The following is a 13,656-nucleotide window of genomic DNA, read 5'->3' as shown; positions in this document are numbered from 1 at the left end:
GCTTCTGAAATGCATAATTGTGGGAAAGGTAGGACCTCCCTACCATCGCTTCAAGGTTGACACACCGCCAGCCCGAGGCGGGGCTGAAGACCCTGCCCTTACAAGAAGCCGGAGAACCTTGAATGACAACTGCGCAGATGACGACATCGCCTGTGGCCGGACGTATGCCCAGGAGCAAGCTGTACAAGCTGGTCATCGCCTCATCCATTGGCAATGCCCTGGAGTGGTTCGACCTGATCGTCTATGGCTTTTTCGCCATGACCATCTCCAAGCTGTTCTTTCCTACCAGTGACGAAACCGTATCGCTGCTGCTGGCGCTCGGTACCTTCGCCGTTTCCTATCTGATCCGTCCGCTGGGCGCCATCGTCCTTGGTTCCTACGCCGACCGCGTAGGACGCAAGGCGGCCATGCTGGTATCCATCTGGCTGATGATGCTGGGCACTTTCCTGATCGCGATCATGCCCACCTACGCCAGCATTGGTCTGCTGGCGCCGATCGGCATCTTCGCCGCCCGCCTGATCCAGGGTTTTTCCGCCGGTGGCGAGTTCGGCAGCGCCACGGCCCTGCTGGTGGAGCACGCCCCTGAGCGCAAGGGGCTGATCTCCAGCTTCATGTTCGCCAGCCAGGGCATCAGTGGCCTGCTGGCGTCGGGCTTCGGCCTGCTGCTCAGCAGTTACCTGACGGTCGAGCAGCTGGAGTCCTGGGGCTGGCGCATTCCCTTTCTGTTTGGCCTGCTGATCGGCCCGATCGGCCTGTATATCCGCCGCCATATCGACGAAGCCAGCGAGTTCCAGAAGAGCGAGCCCGAACACGCGCCGGCCGGTGCGCTGTTGCGCGATCACAAGTACCGCATGCTGCTGGCCATCGGTGCCCTGGTGCTGTCGACCTCGGTGAGCTACGTGATCATCTACATGCCCACTTACGCGGTGAAACAGCTCGGCCTGACCGCCTCCATCGGTTTTGCCGGCACGCTGCTCAGTGGCCTGGTGCTGACCCTGCTCACGCCCTTCATCGGTCACCTGTCCGATGTGTTCGGCCGCACCCGCATCATGTTCTGGGCGGCGCTGATCTTCATCGCCAGCATCTATCCGGCGTTCTCCTGGCTCGCTGCGCACCCGACCCTCGGTGCCTTGCTGGCCGTGCTGTTCTGGATGAGCGTGCTCAAGGCCGTGTATTTCGGCGGCCTGCCAGCGCTGATGTCCGAACTCTTCCCCACCCAGGTCCGCGCCACGGGCATGGCCTTGAGCTACAACATCGGCACCACGGTCTTCGGCAGCTTCACGCCGTTCTTCGTGGCCTGGCTGATCGGCACCAGCGGCAACAAGCTGGCACCAAGTTTCTATCTGCTGGCTACCGGCCTGCTCAGCCTGATCACCCTCCTGGCCATTCAGCGACAGCTTCGCCAGCGCTGATCCAACGTTCCACCCGCAATACCGCAGTGCCTCGCCGCCCATACCGGGCCGGCCGTGCGCCGCTGCGTGCCTGGTTCTTCGATGGCCTGTAATCACTTGAGATTCTGGAGTGGGATATGTTCGATTCGCGATTCAAATGTGCCGTGGCGGCCACCGTGGGCTTTTGCGCGTCCGGCACCGCCCAGGCGCAATTCTTCGATGACAGCCACCTGACCCTGGGGCTGCGCAACTTCTATGTGGATCGCGACTTCAAGCAGGCCGACGCGCCCAAATCGCGCACCGGCAGTTGGTCGCAGGGCTTCGACCTGCAGTTCAAGTCGGGCTACACCGACACCCCGATCCAGTTCGGCCTCGACCTGGGTACCGATTTCGCCTACCGGCTCGATGGCGGCAAGGGACGCTCGCCTGATGGCGTGCTGCCGGTTGAAACCGACGGCAGTCCGGTGCGGGACTACGGGCGCGCCAACGTGGCGGCCAAGCTGCGTTACTCCAAGACCGAGCTGCGCATCGGTGACCAACAACCGAACCTGCCGGTGGTTTCCTATGACCCCACCCGGCAGTTGATCACCCGCTACCAGGGCGCGGTGCTGGAGTCGCGCGAGGTCAAGGACCTGACCCTGACCGCCGGGCGCCTCTGGGGTATCACCGGCCGCGAGTCGTCCAACAGTGAAGAGCTGTACCTGTGGGGCGACACCCCGGCGCAATCCAGCGATGGCCTGAACTTCGCGGGCGCCACCTACGCCTTCACGCCGCAGCTATCGGGCAGCTACTTCTACGCGCAACTGGAAGACATCTACCGCCAGCACTACCTCGGCCTGGCGCACAAGATGCCACTGGGTGGCGGCTTCACACTCAAGACAGACGTGCGTTACTACAACACCGAGGAAGAGGGCAAGGCGCTGTCCGGTCGGGTCGACAACCGTACCTATGGGGTGATGTTCAGCCTCAACAAGGGCGGCCACACCTTTGGCGCGGGCTACCAGCGCATGCTCGGGCTGGACACCTTCCCGACCTTCAACGACTACGCGCCAGCGCCGTACCTGATCAACTGGTCGGCACTGGGCTTCGTCAAGCCGGGCGAGCGTTCCTGGCAGGTGCGCTACGACTACGACTTTGCGGCGCTGGGCGTGCCTGGCTTGAAATGGATGGCGCGCTGGATGGAAGGCAACGACATCAACCTGGGCCGGCAGAGCCACGAGACCGAGCGCACCTCGATTCTCAGCTATGTCGTGCAGAGCGGTGCGCTGAAGGGCTTCGGGGCCAACTGGATGAACATCGGGGTGAGTACCCGCGAGTCCAGCCGCTACGAGGAAAACCGCCTGGCGCTGACCTACACGGTGAACTTCTGGTAAGGACGAGCTGAGCGCCGTTCGCGGTCGAAGCCGTTTTCCGGGCGAGGCGGCGGGAAGCGGCTCAGGGGTCAGTTGCCCGGTTTGCTCACCGTCAGCAGCTGTTCTTCGAGGTAGCTCAGGAAGTAGCGCACCAGCACCGGCAGCTTGCGCCCGGCCATGATCTGCACCTGCAGGCTGCGTTGCCGCAGTTGCGGGTCGCTCATCGGTACCAGTACCAGGTCGTCGCGGTGTGCGGTGCCGCTGACCGTGGCCGCGCCGCACAGGGCGATCACGTCGCTGGAGTGGCGCACCGCATGGTAGATGGCGCCCAGCGAATGGCTGGCGTAGGCCGGAAGAATGGTCAGGCCGTGCAGGTTGCAGGCGATATCGAACAGGTAACGGATGGTCGAGCCGGCATGGGGCAGGGCCAGCGGGTAGGCGCTCAGTTGCCGTACCGTCAGCGACGGCTGGCGCGCCAGCGGGTGGCTGGCGGGCATCAGCGCAGTAACCGGCGAGTTGCAGCTCAGCGAGATTTCCACGCCCAGGGTCGGGGTCAGGCTGAAGGTCAGGGCGATGTCCACCATGCCCTCCTTGACCAGATGCGAAGCCCGGGCCGCATCCACCACCTGTAGGTCGAAGCTGGCGCCTGGATGAAAGCCGCGAAACTGCGCGCAGACCCTGGGCAGGAACTCCCAGGCCATGCCTTCCGGGCAGGCCAGGGTGATCTTCTGCTGCTGCAGGGTATTGAGGCCGCGCATTTCGGCGATGACGTTCTTCACTTCCAACTGGTTGCGGTTGGCGTAGGCCAGCAGCAATTCGCCGGGCTCGGTGAGCTGCATGCCGCGCGGTTTGCGTTCGAACAGCTGCAAGCCGAGGCTGTCTTCCAGGTTGGCGATCTGCCGGCTCACTGCCGAGACCGCGACGTGAAGTTCTTCGGCCGCCGCCGACAGCGAACCGGTACGCGCCACGCTGTGGAAATAACGCAGAGGCAAATCGTGCATGAACCGGCTCCCGTGCTGCTTCAGGAATGTGCAAACCTGGTTTGCGTATAAGGCAAGGATGTATTGAAAACTTGATAATTGTTGCAAGCCAGGGCGCCACGTTAACCTGCCTCGCATCATTGGTCGAGTGCCTTACCCGACGGCGCCCCCTTGCAAGGAACCTGTTATGACCTCTTCGGCCCACACCCGTGAGCACGCCATCGAACTGGCCGCCCAGCACTACCGCAGTGGTGCGTTCCTGGACATCCTCGGGCGTCGCGTGGCACAGCGCACCGAAAGCCAGAACCCTGAATGCGCCGCCGCGCTGCACGATTATCTGCGCGATGAACTGCAGCCGGTGCTGCAGGCTTTGGGATTCACCTGCCGGCTGCTCGACAACCCTCTGGCCGGCAAGCCGCCGCTGCTGCTGGCCGAGCGCATCGAGGGGGCGTCCCTGCCGACCCTGCTGAGCTATGGCCATGGGGATGTCACCAGCGGCCAGGACGATCTGTGGCAGGACGGCACTGCTCCCTGGCAGGTCAGCGTCAAGGACGGGCGTATCTATGGTCGCGGCACCGCCGATAACAAAGGCCAGCACAGCATCAACCTGGCGGCGTTGGAGGCGGTGCTGCAGGCGCGTGCCGGCAAGCTCGGTTTCAACCTGAAGATGCTCTTCGAGATGAGCGAAGAGGTCGGCTCTCCTGGCCTGGAAGAGGCGTGCCGCGAGCATGCCCAAGCGCTGGCTGCCGATCTGTTCCTGGCCTCGGACGGCCCGCGGGTGCGTCATGACCTGCCCACGCTGTTCCTCGGTTCGCGCGGTGTCTGCCAGTTCCGTTTGGTGCTGGACACCGGTAACGGCAGCCGGCATTCGGGCAACTGGGGTGGCATCATCACCAACCCGGCCATCGTGCTCAGCCATGCGCTGTCCAGCCTGGTGTCGGCCAATGGGCAACTATTGCTGGACTTCCTCAAGCCGGCACCGATGAGCGAAGCCGTGGCGAAGCTGGTGCGTGAGTTGCCGGTGGGCGGCGAAAGTTTCGACCCGCAGCTCGACCCGAACTGGGGCGAGCCCGGCTTGAGCACCGGTGAAAAACTGTTCGGCTGCAATACCCTGGAAGTGGTGGGGCTGTCGGCGGGTAGCACGGTGAAGGTCATCGGCGCGATTCCGGGCCGCGCCGAGATGGTCTGCCAGCTGCGTTTCGTGCCAGGCACCGACTGGCAGAATCTGGCCGGCCACCTGCGTGCTCATTTCGACCGCCTGGGTCTGCAGGACGTGCAGGTGCAGGTCGAAGGCGGTTACGCGGCGACGCGGCTCGACCCCTCGCATCCCTGGGTCGGCTTCGTCAGCCGCTCGGTGGGCGCCAGCCTGGGCCAGCCGGTCAGCATCCTGCCCAACCTGGGCGGCACCATCCCCAACCACTGCTTCGCCGACGTGCTGGGCCTGCCCACCGTGTGGCTGCCGCACTCGTACCCTTCCTGCAAGCAGCACGCGCCGGATGAGCACCTGCTGGAGAGCATCGTAGAGCAGGGGTTGCGCGCCGCCGCCGGGCTGTTCTGGGACCTCGGCGAGCCGGCGCTGTATCCGGCCGGGATGCTGCCTGCGCGCAGAGAGGAGCGCCTGGCGACGCTCCAGGATTGACCCAGGCGAGCCGGCGTGGCCGGGGAATGGATCAGCCGGCGACCGGTACGCGCCAGTCGTCGCTGCCCGAGGTGCCGCTGGCCTCGTGGGTCCAGGTGATCTTGCGGTAGCTCATGTACACGTCCTGCAGGTGAGTGAACTGCGCGTTCTTCGGGTCCTGGCAGTTGTGCATGTAATCGCGGATGTCGACGATGATCGCGTCCTCCAGGCGGGTGGTGTAGTAGTGCTCCTGCTTGCCCTCGGCAGAGGTGCGGTACCACTTGATGACCACCTCGGTGAGTACTTCACCGCTGGTCAGTGCCGCCAGCAGCAGCGGCGAGGCCTTGTCGAACACTTTGGTGACGCAGGCCGGTTCGTGGATGCGCTGGCCGCTGGGCTGGCCGGATTGCGTGTCGCGGGGAATCAGCACCTTGTGGGCGAAGGCCTGGACCATCACCTCGTCCTCGTGACCTTCCTGATAGATGTTGCCCACCGAGGCGGCAGTGAAGGCGCCCTGAGTGATCAGGCCTTGTTTGGTGCCGGTGACCGACATGTATGCGGGTGTCGCCATGCTTAACTCCTGAAAAATGAAGCCGACGCTGGCGGACCGTAACGGCCGCCTGATGCGTGCGGTGCGCGGCGTACAACTCAAGAACCGTGCCTTCACAGCTAAATCGTTGAGAATCAATGGCTTGGATCAATTCACGGCGTGCTGTGGGTGAGTTTTTCCCGCGAAAGCGCGCAATAGTCCGCGTGGGCCTGCGCAAATGCTGCGCAGCGCCCTGCAGGGGCGTGGTCACAGGCTTTCACCAAGCTGTGCACAGAGTTATCCACAGCTTGTGCGGAAAATGTCGTTCATGCCGACGGCATCGGCAGGCGAGAAATGCCGCTACCTGAGCTTCAATCAATGCATGAGGGCGCAGTGCCAGACCTCCTGCTGCCGCCTGCCAAGGAGAACGACAATGAAGATTGCATTCATCGGCCTGGGCAACATGGGTGCGCCCATGGCCCGCAACCTGCTCAAGGCCGGGCATTACCTGCATCTGTACGATCTGGACCGCGACGCGGTGGCCGAGCTGGCGGCGCTGGGCGGGCAAGCCAGCGACTCTCCGGCCCATGCCGCCCAGGGCAGTGAACTGGTGATCACCATGCTGCCGGCGGCTGCCCATGTGCGCAGCGTGTTCCTCGACACCAACGGGGTGCTGGCCGGTATCGCCGCCGGCACCCCGGCCCTGGACTGCAGCACCATCGACCCCCAGAGCATCCGCGACATCGCCGCATGTGCCGCCGCCCAGGGCGTGGTGGTGGGCGATGCGCCGGTGTCCGGCGGCACCGCAGGGGCCAGCGCTGGCACGCTGACCTTCATGGTCGGTGGCTCGGCGGCGCATTTTCAGCAGGTCAGGCCGGTGCTGGCGCAGATGGGCCGCAATATCGTGCACTGCGGTGAGGTCGGCACCGGGCAGGTCGCCAAACTGTGCAACAACCTGCTGCTGGCGATCTCGATGATCGGCGTGTCCGAGGCCATGGCGCTGGGCAACGCCCTCGGTATCGATACCCAGGTGCTGGCCGGTGTCATCAACAGTTCTACCGGCTGTTGCTGGAGTTCGCAGAGCTACAACCCCTGGCCTGGCATCGTCGAGACAGCGCCGGCTGCGCGGGGCTATACCGGTGGTTTCGCCGCCGACCTGATGCTCAAGGACCTGGGGCTGGCCACCGAGGCAGCCCGCCAGGCGCACCAGCCGGTGATCCTCGGGGCGCTGGCGCAGCAGCTGTTCCAGGCCATGAGCCAGCGTGGCGAAGGCAAGCGGGACTTCTCGGCGATCGTCGAAAGCTATCTGAGCAAGTCCTGAGCCGTCAGGCCGGGCCCAGGCCGCGCTCCAGCCACACCTGGCGGGCGCTGTGGTGCAGGATGCCATGGCGCCTGGCCAGGGCCAGGCGGTCCTTGCTGTAGCCGCCCCCGATCACGCCCATGACCGGAATGTCGCGACCCAGACAGTGATGCAGCACGGCGCAGTCGCGGGCTGCCAGGCCCTGGTCGGTCAGCTTCAGGTAGCCCAGGGCATCGTCCTGATGGACGTCCACCCCGGCGTCGTACAAGACCAGGTCCGGCTTGTAGAAGGGCAGCAGGTAATTGAGCGTTTCGTCCACCACCTGCAGGTAGTCGGCGTCGCCCATGCCCATCGGCAGCGGGATGTCCCAATCGCTTTGCGCCTTGCGCGCCGGGAAGTTCCTCTCGCAGTGCAGCGAGACGGTAATGGCCTCTTCGGTGTCGGCCAGCAGACGTGCGGTGCCGTCGCCCTGGTGCACGTCGCAGTCGAAGATCAACACCCGGCCGACCCGGCCGCTGGCCAGCAGGTAGCGGCTGATGATCGCCAGGTCGTTGAAGATGCAGAAGCCGGCCGGGTAGTCGTAGTGGGCGTGATGGGTGCCACCGGCCAGATGGCAGGCCAGGCCATGGCGCAGAGCCTGCTCGGCGGTCAACAGCGAGCCGCCGACGGCACGCACGGTGCGCCGCGCCAGTGGCTCGCTCCACGGCAGGCCGAGGCGCCGCTGGTCTTCGCGCGACAGCTCGCCACTCATGAAGCGGGCGATGTACGCCGGGTCGTGGGCCAGGGCCAGGATATCCGGCGGGCACAGCGCCGGGCGTAGCAGCTGCTCGTCACGCACCACGCCGCTGTCGACCAGGTGATCGCGCAGCAGGCGGAACTTGTCCATCGGGAAACGGTGGTCGGCGGGGAAGGGCGGGCTGTAATCGTCGTGAAAGATCAGTGGCAGGGACATTTTCGGCAAGCTTGGAGGTCCAAGCGCGATAGTGCCAGTTCAGCCTGCCATCGCACAGTATTCATCGCAGGCTACACTGGCGCGATCCTTTGAGATGGCCCGGAGAGATGACGGATGGAGCCGATACTGACCCTCGATAGCGCACGGCTGCTGATGCGCCAGTGGCGCGATGACGATTTGCCCGCGTTCGCCGCCATGTGCGCCGATCCGCAGGTGATGCGTTACTTTCCCGAGCCCATGACCCGTCTGCAGAGCGCGGCGATGATCGGTCGCCTGCGCGGCCATTTCGCCGAGCTGGGCTTTGGCCTGTGGGCCCTGGAACGCAAGGACACCGGTGCCTTCATCGGCTTCACCGGCCTGCTGGTGGTGGAGTTCGACGCGCCGTTCACGCCGGCGGTGGAGATTGGCTGGCGTCTGGCCCGCGAGCACTGGGGCCTGGGCTTTGCCAGCGAAGCGGCGTGGACGGCGCTGGGTTGCGGTTTCGAGCGCCTGGGGCTGGACGAGATCGTCTCCTTCACCGCGCGCAGCAACCAGCCCTCCCAGAAAGTCATGCAGGCCATCGGCATGCAACCCGACCCGGCCGGGGATTTCGAGCATCCTGCCGTGGCCGACGGGCACCCGCTCAAACCACACGTGCTGTATCGCATCAACCGCGAGCAATGGTTGTCGACCCTGCAAGGCTGAAGGATTTTGTATCATTCGTGCCAGTTGTCTGCCTGTGTGCGTCCCATGCGTAGCGCGCCGCACCGAGCGGGCGAAACCCTTTGCTGCAAGGAGTCGTGAATGAGCCGAGTGCTGGAAGACCTGGTCGATCTGCTGACGTTGGAAGCCATTGAAGAAAACCTGTTTCGCGGCCGCAGCCAGGACCTGGGTTTCCGCCAGCTGTTCGGCGGCCAGGTGCTGGGCCAGTCGCTGTCGGCGGCCAGCCAGACCGTCGAGGATGCCCGCCATGTGCATTCGCTGCACGGCTACTTTTTGCGCCCCGGCGATGCCCAGTTGCCGGTGGTCTATCACGTCGACCGGGTGCGTGACGGCGGCAGCTTCAGCACCCGACGGGTCACGGCGATCCAGAAGGGCAAGCCGATCTTCACCTGCAGCGCCTCGTTCCAGTACGACGAAGCAGGCTTCGAGCACCAGGCCTCGATGCCCCAGGTGGTCGGGCCGGACAACCTGCCCTGCGAGCTGGAGTTGCTGACCCGCCGTGCGCATCTGATTCCCGAGCCGCTGCGCGACAAGTTCCTGTGCCCCAAGCCCATCGAGTTCCGTCCGGTCACCGCCGAGGACCCCTACGATCCCAAGCCCGGCGAGCCGGTCAAGTATGTGTGGTTCCGCGCCGACGGCACGCTCAAGGACATTCCTGCGCTGCACAAGTACCTGCTGGCCTACGCCTCGGACTTCAACCTGCTGACCACCTCGCTGCTGCCACATGGCAAGACCGTCTGGCAGCGTGACATGCAGGTCGCCAGCCTCGACCACTCGCTGTGGTTCCACAATGACCTGCGCGCCGACGACTGGCTGCTGTACGCCATGGACAGCCCCTGGGCCGGCAACTCGCGCGGCTTCTCGCGCGGCAGCGTGTATAACCGCGCCGGGCAGCTGGTGGCCTCGGTGAGCCAGGAAGGTCTGATCCGCCATCGCAAGGACTGGGCATGAACCTGCACGAGATCCGTCACTGGGTGTTCGACATGGACGGCACGCTGACCGTGCCGGTGCATGATTTCCCGGCCATCAAGCGCGCCCTGGAGATTCCGCCGCAGGCCGACATCCTCGGCCACCTGGCCAGCCTGCCGGCCGCCGAGGCCGCAGCCAAGCACGCCTGGCTGCTCGAACACGAGCGCGAGCTGGCGCTCGGCTCGCGACCGGCCGCCGGGGCCGTGGAACTGGTTCGTGAGCTGGCCGGACGGGGTTATCGCCTGGGCATCCTGACCCGCAACGCCCGTGAGCTGGCGCACATCACCCTGGCCGCCATCGGGGTGGCCGACTGCTTTGCCGTGCAAGACGTGCTGGGCCGCGACGAAGCGACCCCCAAGCCCGACCCGGCGGGCCTGCTGAAACTGGCCAATGCCTGGGACGTCGCGCCACAGCGCATGGTGATGATCGGCGACCACCTGCACGACCTGAGCTGCGGTCGCGCCGCCGGCGCTCGCACGGTGCTGGTCAACCTGCCGGACAACCCGTGGCCGGACTACAGCGACTGGCACCTGCCCGACTGTTTTGCGTTGCGCGCGCTGTTGCAGTGGTGAGTCATTCGCGGCTGAAGCCGCTCCTGGGGTAGGAGCGGCTTGAGCCGCGATGCGTTTTACAACGGCTTGAAGAGTACCGCCTGGCCTTCGGGCGAGCTGAACAGCGCATCGCCGTTATGAGCGACCTTGGGCACCTGTACCACGCGCTGGTTCAGGCCCTCAGGGTGGCGTTTGGTCAGGTAGTCGAAGTAGTTCTGCCCACGGCTCAGGCGGTCTGCGCCCTGGGCCTCGGCGGCGCAGCTCTTGTCCAGCGCCGGGTGGTTGGGGTCGTTGTCCTGCAGCGCCAGCAGATAGGTCACATCACGCTGCACGTAGGCCTTCTCCAGCCCGGCCTTGTCGAACTTCTCGGCGTAGGGTGGCAGTTTGTTCAGGCCGTATTTCCAGTCGTTGAAGCCGGGGCAGTTCTTCTCGGGTGAGGCAACCGGGCGTTGTGCGTCGAACCAGGCGTAGGTCGATGGGGTGGCCACTACGTAGCGCAGGCGGATGTTTTCCTGCTTCAGGCGCGCTTCCTCGCGACCGCCGAGCACGGCATAGCGCTGCACCATCTGCGCGCCACCGGAGTGACCGGCGACCACGATTTCCTTGAGGTTGGGGAACAGCTTCGGATCGCTCAGACGGCGGATGATGTGGTCCAGCACCGTGAAGGAACTGACCCCCTTGCCCTCCAGCGAGCGGTTGCCGGCCATCCAGTCATCTTCATGCCAGCGCAGGATGTTGTCGCCCAGGTGGTGCGCCGCCACGTCCTTGTCGTCGAGGAACTGCGGGGCGATCAGCAGCGTGCGGTTGCGCTCCTTGGAGATGTTCGCCGCGCGCTCGATGGTGCGCAGGTAGGTGGGCGCATTGCGCTGGCGACCATGGACCATGATCACGGCTCGCTGGATCTGAGGCTTGGGACGGACCCAGTCCTGGCTCAGCGCCAGGGTTGCCTGGCCGCCGTTGATGGCCAGCCGGTCGGGTGCCAGGGACTTCGCGGGCGGCGTCTCGGCCTGTGCGCTCAGGCTCAGGAAGGTGCTGCTCAACATCAGGGCCAACAACGGTTTGATCATGAATTCACAGGCTCTTGGCGGCGAAGGTATCGCATTGGTTGATATTGCCCTGGGCGAAGCCGGTCTTGAACCAGCGGACCCGCTGCGCGGACGTCCCATGGGTGAAGGAGTCGGGCACCACATGGCCGCGGCTCTGACGTTGCAAGCGATCATCGCCAATGGCGTTGGCCGCGTTCAAGGCTTCTTCAATATCACCCGGCTCAAGCCAGTTCAAACGCTTTTGTGCATTGTGCGCCCAGACCCCGGCCAGGCAGTCGGCCTGCAGTTCCTGGCGCACCAGCAGGCCGTCGGCGCCTTCCATGCGCTGGCCGCGTTGCCGCGCGGCCTGGACCTTGGCTGAAATGCCCAGCAGGGTCTGCACATGGTGGCCGACTTCATGGGCGATCACGTAGGCCTGGGCGAAGTCGCCCGCCGCCGAGAAGCGCTGCGACATCTCGCGGAAGAAGTCCAGGTCGAGGTAGATCCTGCGGTCGGCAGGGCAGTAGAAGGGGCCGGTGGCAGCGGTGGCGAAACCGCAGGCCGAGTTGACCTGGCCGTTGAACAGCACCAGTTGCGGGTCCTGGTATTGTCGCCCGGCCTGGTTGAATGCCGCCTGCCAGCTGTCTTCGGTGTCGCCAAGCACGGCGCGCACGAAATCCACCTGCTGATCGTTACCGGCCGGGCGTTGCGCCGTGGGCGCGGCGGGCTGTTGCAGTTGCCCGGTGATCTGGCCGAGGATCTGCAGCGGGTCCTGGCCGGTCAGCAGGCCGAACACCACGATCAGCGCCACCCCGCCCAGGGTCAGGCCCTTGCCGCCGAAACGCCGGCCGCCCCCGTCACCGCGTGCATCCACTACGTTGTCGCTACGTCGTCCCTTTCTCCACAGCATCGGACTTTTCCTCGACACATTCCCGAATGAGTTTCGCCGCTGTATTGGCGGCGTGCCACTCCATCGGTCACTTGGCTGCCGTGGGAGTTCCCGCCGGAGCGGCATCGGCGAAGCGGTCGACCTTGCGCAGGCTCTTGAAGCCGGTCATCCACAGGCCAACCACCCCGAGCGTGCACAGGCTGCCGGTGATCGCCGCCGGGATGGCGCCGATCAGCGAGGCACTGGTGCCGGCCCGGAACTCGCCCAGCTCGTTGGAAGAGCCGATGAACAGCATGTTCACCGCACTGACCCGGCCACGCATGGTGTCCGGGGTGGAGAACTGCACGAGCGTGGTGCGGATGTAGACGCTGACCATGTCGGCTGCACCCGCCACCAGCAGGGCGGCGAAGGACACCCAGAACAGCGTGGACAAGGCGAACACCAGGTTGGCCAGGCCGAACAGGGCGACGGCGCTGAACATGGTCAGGCCCACATGACGGTCCAGCGGACGCATGCTCAGGTAGATGCCGGTGACCAGCTCGCCCAGGCTCATGGCGCTGCGCAGTGCACCCAGGCCCTGCGGGCCGAGCATCAGCACTTCATGGGCATAGATCGGCAGCAGGGCCACCACGCCGCCCAGCAGCACGGCGAACAGGTCCAGCGAAATGGTGCCGAGGATGATCGGCCGTGAACGGATGAACGCAATGCCGGCGGTGAAGCGCTGCCAGGCGCTGCCGTCGAGCTTGACCCGGGCTTCGGCATAGGGGGTGGGCACCAGGGGCAGCAGCAGGATGCCAGCGATGAACGCCGTTACGCAGGTAGCGTAGGTCAGCTCGGCGCCGCCGAAGGCATACAGGCCGCCACCGACCAGCGGGCCGGCCACGGTGGAGCAGCGCATGATCACGCTGTTGGTCGCGATTGCCGAGGCCAGTCGATCGCGCGGCACGACCTGTGGCAACAGGCTTTGCATGGTCGGGCCGGTGAAGGCCCGCGCCGCGCCGTAGAACACCAGGGCGGCGTACACCAGGCGCACGTCGTGCAGATCGAAGAAGGAAAACAGCAGCAGGATGACGCCACACAGCGCTTGCGCCGCCCAACTGAGCATCAGGATCAGCTTGCGGTCGAAGCGGTCGATCAGGTCGCCCGCCGGCATCAGCAACAACAGCATGGGGATGAACTGCGCCAGGCCGGCGTAGGCCAGGGCCATCGGATCGCGGGTCAGGTCGTAGACCTGCCAGGCCACCACCACGGCCTGGATCTGCATGGCGAACATCGCCAGCAGGCGGGCACTGAGGAAGGGCAGGAAACCGGGTTGACGAAAGATCCCTTCGGCGGTGGAGGGTGAGGAGGATTCAAGACTCAAGGCAGGTACCCACAAACGCAGGATAAAGGCAGATG

13 protein-coding genes are annotated in these 13,656 nt (G+C 65.2%); 7 read left to right on the top strand and 6 right to left on the bottom strand.

Going from position 1 to position 13,656, the window contains the following annotated elements; all coding sequences use genetic code 11:
• The first annotated feature begins 137 nt into the window (after nucleotides 1–137).
• Together RRX38_RS12890 and RRX38_RS12885 are read left to right on the top strand one after the other, a co-directional pair.
• Nucleotides 138–1,412 carry an MFS transporter gene (locus RRX38_RS12890; protein WP_315959511.1) on the top strand — a complete coding sequence of 425 codons (1,275 nt, stop codon included), beginning with the start codon at nucleotides 138–140 and terminating at the stop codon, nucleotides 1,410–1,412.
• Nucleotides 1,413–1,528: 116 nt separating this feature from the next.
• The gene (locus RRX38_RS12885) at nucleotides 1,529–2,764 is read left to right on the top strand and encodes an OprD family porin (protein ID WP_315959510.1); all 1,236 of its coding nucleotides are present in this window, start codon (nucleotides 1,529–1,531) and stop codon (nucleotides 2,762–2,764) included.
• 68 nt (nucleotides 2,765–2,832) lie between these two features.
• Here the strand turns inward: RRX38_RS12885 and RRX38_RS12880 are convergent, their stop codons facing one another.
• Nucleotides 2,833–3,744 carry a LysR family transcriptional regulator gene (locus RRX38_RS12880; protein ID WP_295476664.1) on the bottom strand — a complete coding sequence of 304 codons (912 nt, stop codon included), beginning with the start codon at nucleotides 3,742–3,744 and terminating at the stop codon, nucleotides 2,833–2,835.
• Between the two features lie 166 nt (nucleotides 3,745–3,910).
• Between RRX38_RS12880 and RRX38_RS12875 the strand changes: the two genes are divergently transcribed.
• On the top strand, nucleotides 3,911–5,362 hold the full coding sequence (locus RRX38_RS12875; RefSeq protein ID WP_315959509.1) for a M20 family metallopeptidase: 1,452 nt from the start codon (nucleotides 3,911–3,913) through the stop codon (nucleotides 5,360–5,362).
• Nucleotides 5,363–5,393: 31 nt separating this feature from the next.
• Here RRX38_RS12875 and RRX38_RS12870 read toward each other — a convergent pair whose 3' ends face one another.
• Entirely contained in the window at nucleotides 5,394–5,912 is a 519-nt protein-coding gene (locus RRX38_RS12870; RefSeq protein WP_295476666.1) for an Hcp family type VI secretion system effector, read from the bottom strand.
• A gap of 391 nt (nucleotides 5,913–6,303) precedes the next feature.
• On the opposite strand from RRX38_RS12870, the gene mmsB reads away from it, so the two are divergent.
• A complete protein-coding gene (mmsB, locus tag RRX38_RS12865; protein WP_315959508.1) occupies nucleotides 6,304–7,191 on the top strand; it encodes a 3-hydroxyisobutyrate dehydrogenase in 888 nt (295 codons plus the stop codon).
• A 4-nt stretch (nucleotides 7,192–7,195) separates the two neighbouring features.
• Here the strand turns inward: mmsB and RRX38_RS12860 are convergent, their stop codons facing one another.
• Nucleotides 7,196–8,122, bottom strand: a complete 927-nt coding sequence (locus RRX38_RS12860) for a histone deacetylase (RefSeq protein ID WP_315959507.1) — start codon at nucleotides 8,120–8,122, stop codon at nucleotides 7,196–7,198.
• 114 nt (nucleotides 8,123–8,236) lie between these two features.
• Between RRX38_RS12860 and RRX38_RS12855 the strand changes: the two genes are divergently transcribed.
• The 3 genes from RRX38_RS12855 (at nucleotide 8,237) to RRX38_RS12845 (ending at nucleotide 10,365) form a co-directional block, all read left to right on the top strand.
• Nucleotides 8,237–8,806 (top strand): GNAT family N-acetyltransferase, encoded by a 570-nt coding sequence (locus tag RRX38_RS12855; protein ID WP_295476669.1) that lies wholly within the window; start codon nucleotides 8,237–8,239, stop codon nucleotides 8,804–8,806.
• 99 nt (nucleotides 8,807–8,905) lie between these two features.
• Complete coding sequence (gene tesB / locus RRX38_RS12850; RefSeq protein WP_295476670.1) at nucleotides 8,906–9,775, top strand: acyl-CoA thioesterase II; 870 nt, start codon at nucleotides 8,906–8,908, stop codon at nucleotides 9,773–9,775.
• Nucleotides 9,772–10,365: an HAD family hydrolase gene (locus RRX38_RS12845; RefSeq protein ID WP_295476671.1), complete on the top strand. Its 594-nt coding sequence runs from the start codon at nucleotides 9,772–9,774 to the stop codon at nucleotides 10,363–10,365. Before tesB ends, RRX38_RS12845 begins: the two co-directional genes overlap by 4 nt.
• A gap of 56 nt (nucleotides 10,366–10,421) precedes the next feature.
• On the opposite strand, the gene RRX38_RS12840 is transcribed toward RRX38_RS12845, so the two are convergent.
• The 3 genes from RRX38_RS12840 to RRX38_RS12830 all read right to left on the bottom strand — a co-directional run bounded on the left by RRX38_RS12840 (nucleotide 10,422) and on the right by RRX38_RS12830 (nucleotide 13,621).
• On the bottom strand, nucleotides 10,422–11,411 hold the full coding sequence (locus RRX38_RS12840) for an alpha/beta hydrolase (protein WP_315959506.1): 990 nt from the start codon (nucleotides 11,409–11,411) through the stop codon (nucleotides 10,422–10,424).
• Nucleotides 11,412–11,415: 4 nt separating this feature from the next.
• A complete protein-coding gene (locus RRX38_RS12835; protein WP_295476673.1) occupies nucleotides 11,416–12,279 on the bottom strand; it encodes a neutral zinc metallopeptidase in 864 nt (287 codons plus the stop codon).
• Between the two features lie 67 nt (nucleotides 12,280–12,346).
• Complete coding sequence (locus tag RRX38_RS12830) at nucleotides 12,347–13,621, bottom strand: MFS transporter (protein WP_315959505.1); 1,275 nt, start codon at nucleotides 13,619–13,621, stop codon at nucleotides 12,347–12,349.
• Nucleotides 13,622–13,656: the final 35 nt, after the last annotated feature.

Origin of the sequence: Pseudomonas sp. DTU_2021_1001937_2_SI_NGA_ILE_001 (genome assembly GCF_032463525.1) — a bacterium.
Classification (GTDB): domain Bacteria; phylum Pseudomonadota; class Gammaproteobacteria; order Pseudomonadales; family Pseudomonadaceae; genus Aquipseudomonas.
The sequence above is the reverse complement of the archived record's forward strand: the minus strand, read 5'-3'. Positions and strand labels throughout refer to the sequence as shown.

Coding starts and splice junctions, on each gene's coding strand:
- RRX38_RS12890 (WP_315959511.1), top strand. CDS start 138: ATGACGACATCGCCTGTGGCCGGACGTATGCCCAGGAGCAAGCTGTAC.
- RRX38_RS12885 (WP_315959510.1), top strand. CDS start 1,529: ATGTTCGATTCGCGATTCAAATGTGCCGTGGCGGCCACCGTGGGCTTT.
- RRX38_RS12880 (WP_295476664.1), bottom strand. CDS start 3,744: ATGCACGATTTGCCTCTGCGTTATTTCCACAGCGTGGCGCGTACCGGT.
- RRX38_RS12875 (WP_315959509.1), top strand. CDS start 3,911: ATGACCTCTTCGGCCCACACCCGTGAGCACGCCATCGAACTGGCCGCC.
- RRX38_RS12870 (WP_295476666.1), bottom strand. CDS start 5,912: ATGGCGACACCCGCATACATGTCGGTCACCGGCACCAAACAAGGCCTG.
- mmsB (WP_315959508.1), top strand. CDS start 6,304: ATGAAGATTGCATTCATCGGCCTGGGCAACATGGGTGCGCCCATGGCC.
- RRX38_RS12860 (WP_315959507.1), bottom strand. CDS start 8,122: ATGTCCCTGCCACTGATCTTTCACGACGATTACAGCCCGCCCTTCCCC.
- RRX38_RS12855 (WP_295476669.1), top strand. CDS start 8,237: ATGGAGCCGATACTGACCCTCGATAGCGCACGGCTGCTGATGCGCCAG.
- tesB (WP_295476670.1), top strand. CDS start 8,906: ATGAGCCGAGTGCTGGAAGACCTGGTCGATCTGCTGACGTTGGAAGCC.
- RRX38_RS12845 (WP_295476671.1), top strand. CDS start 9,772: ATGAACCTGCACGAGATCCGTCACTGGGTGTTCGACATGGACGGCACG.
- RRX38_RS12840 (WP_315959506.1), bottom strand. CDS start 11,411: ATGATCAAACCGTTGTTGGCCCTGATGTTGAGCAGCACCTTCCTGAGC.
- RRX38_RS12835 (WP_295476673.1), bottom strand. CDS start 12,279: ATGCTGTGGAGAAAGGGACGACGTAGCGACAACGTAGTGGATGCACGC.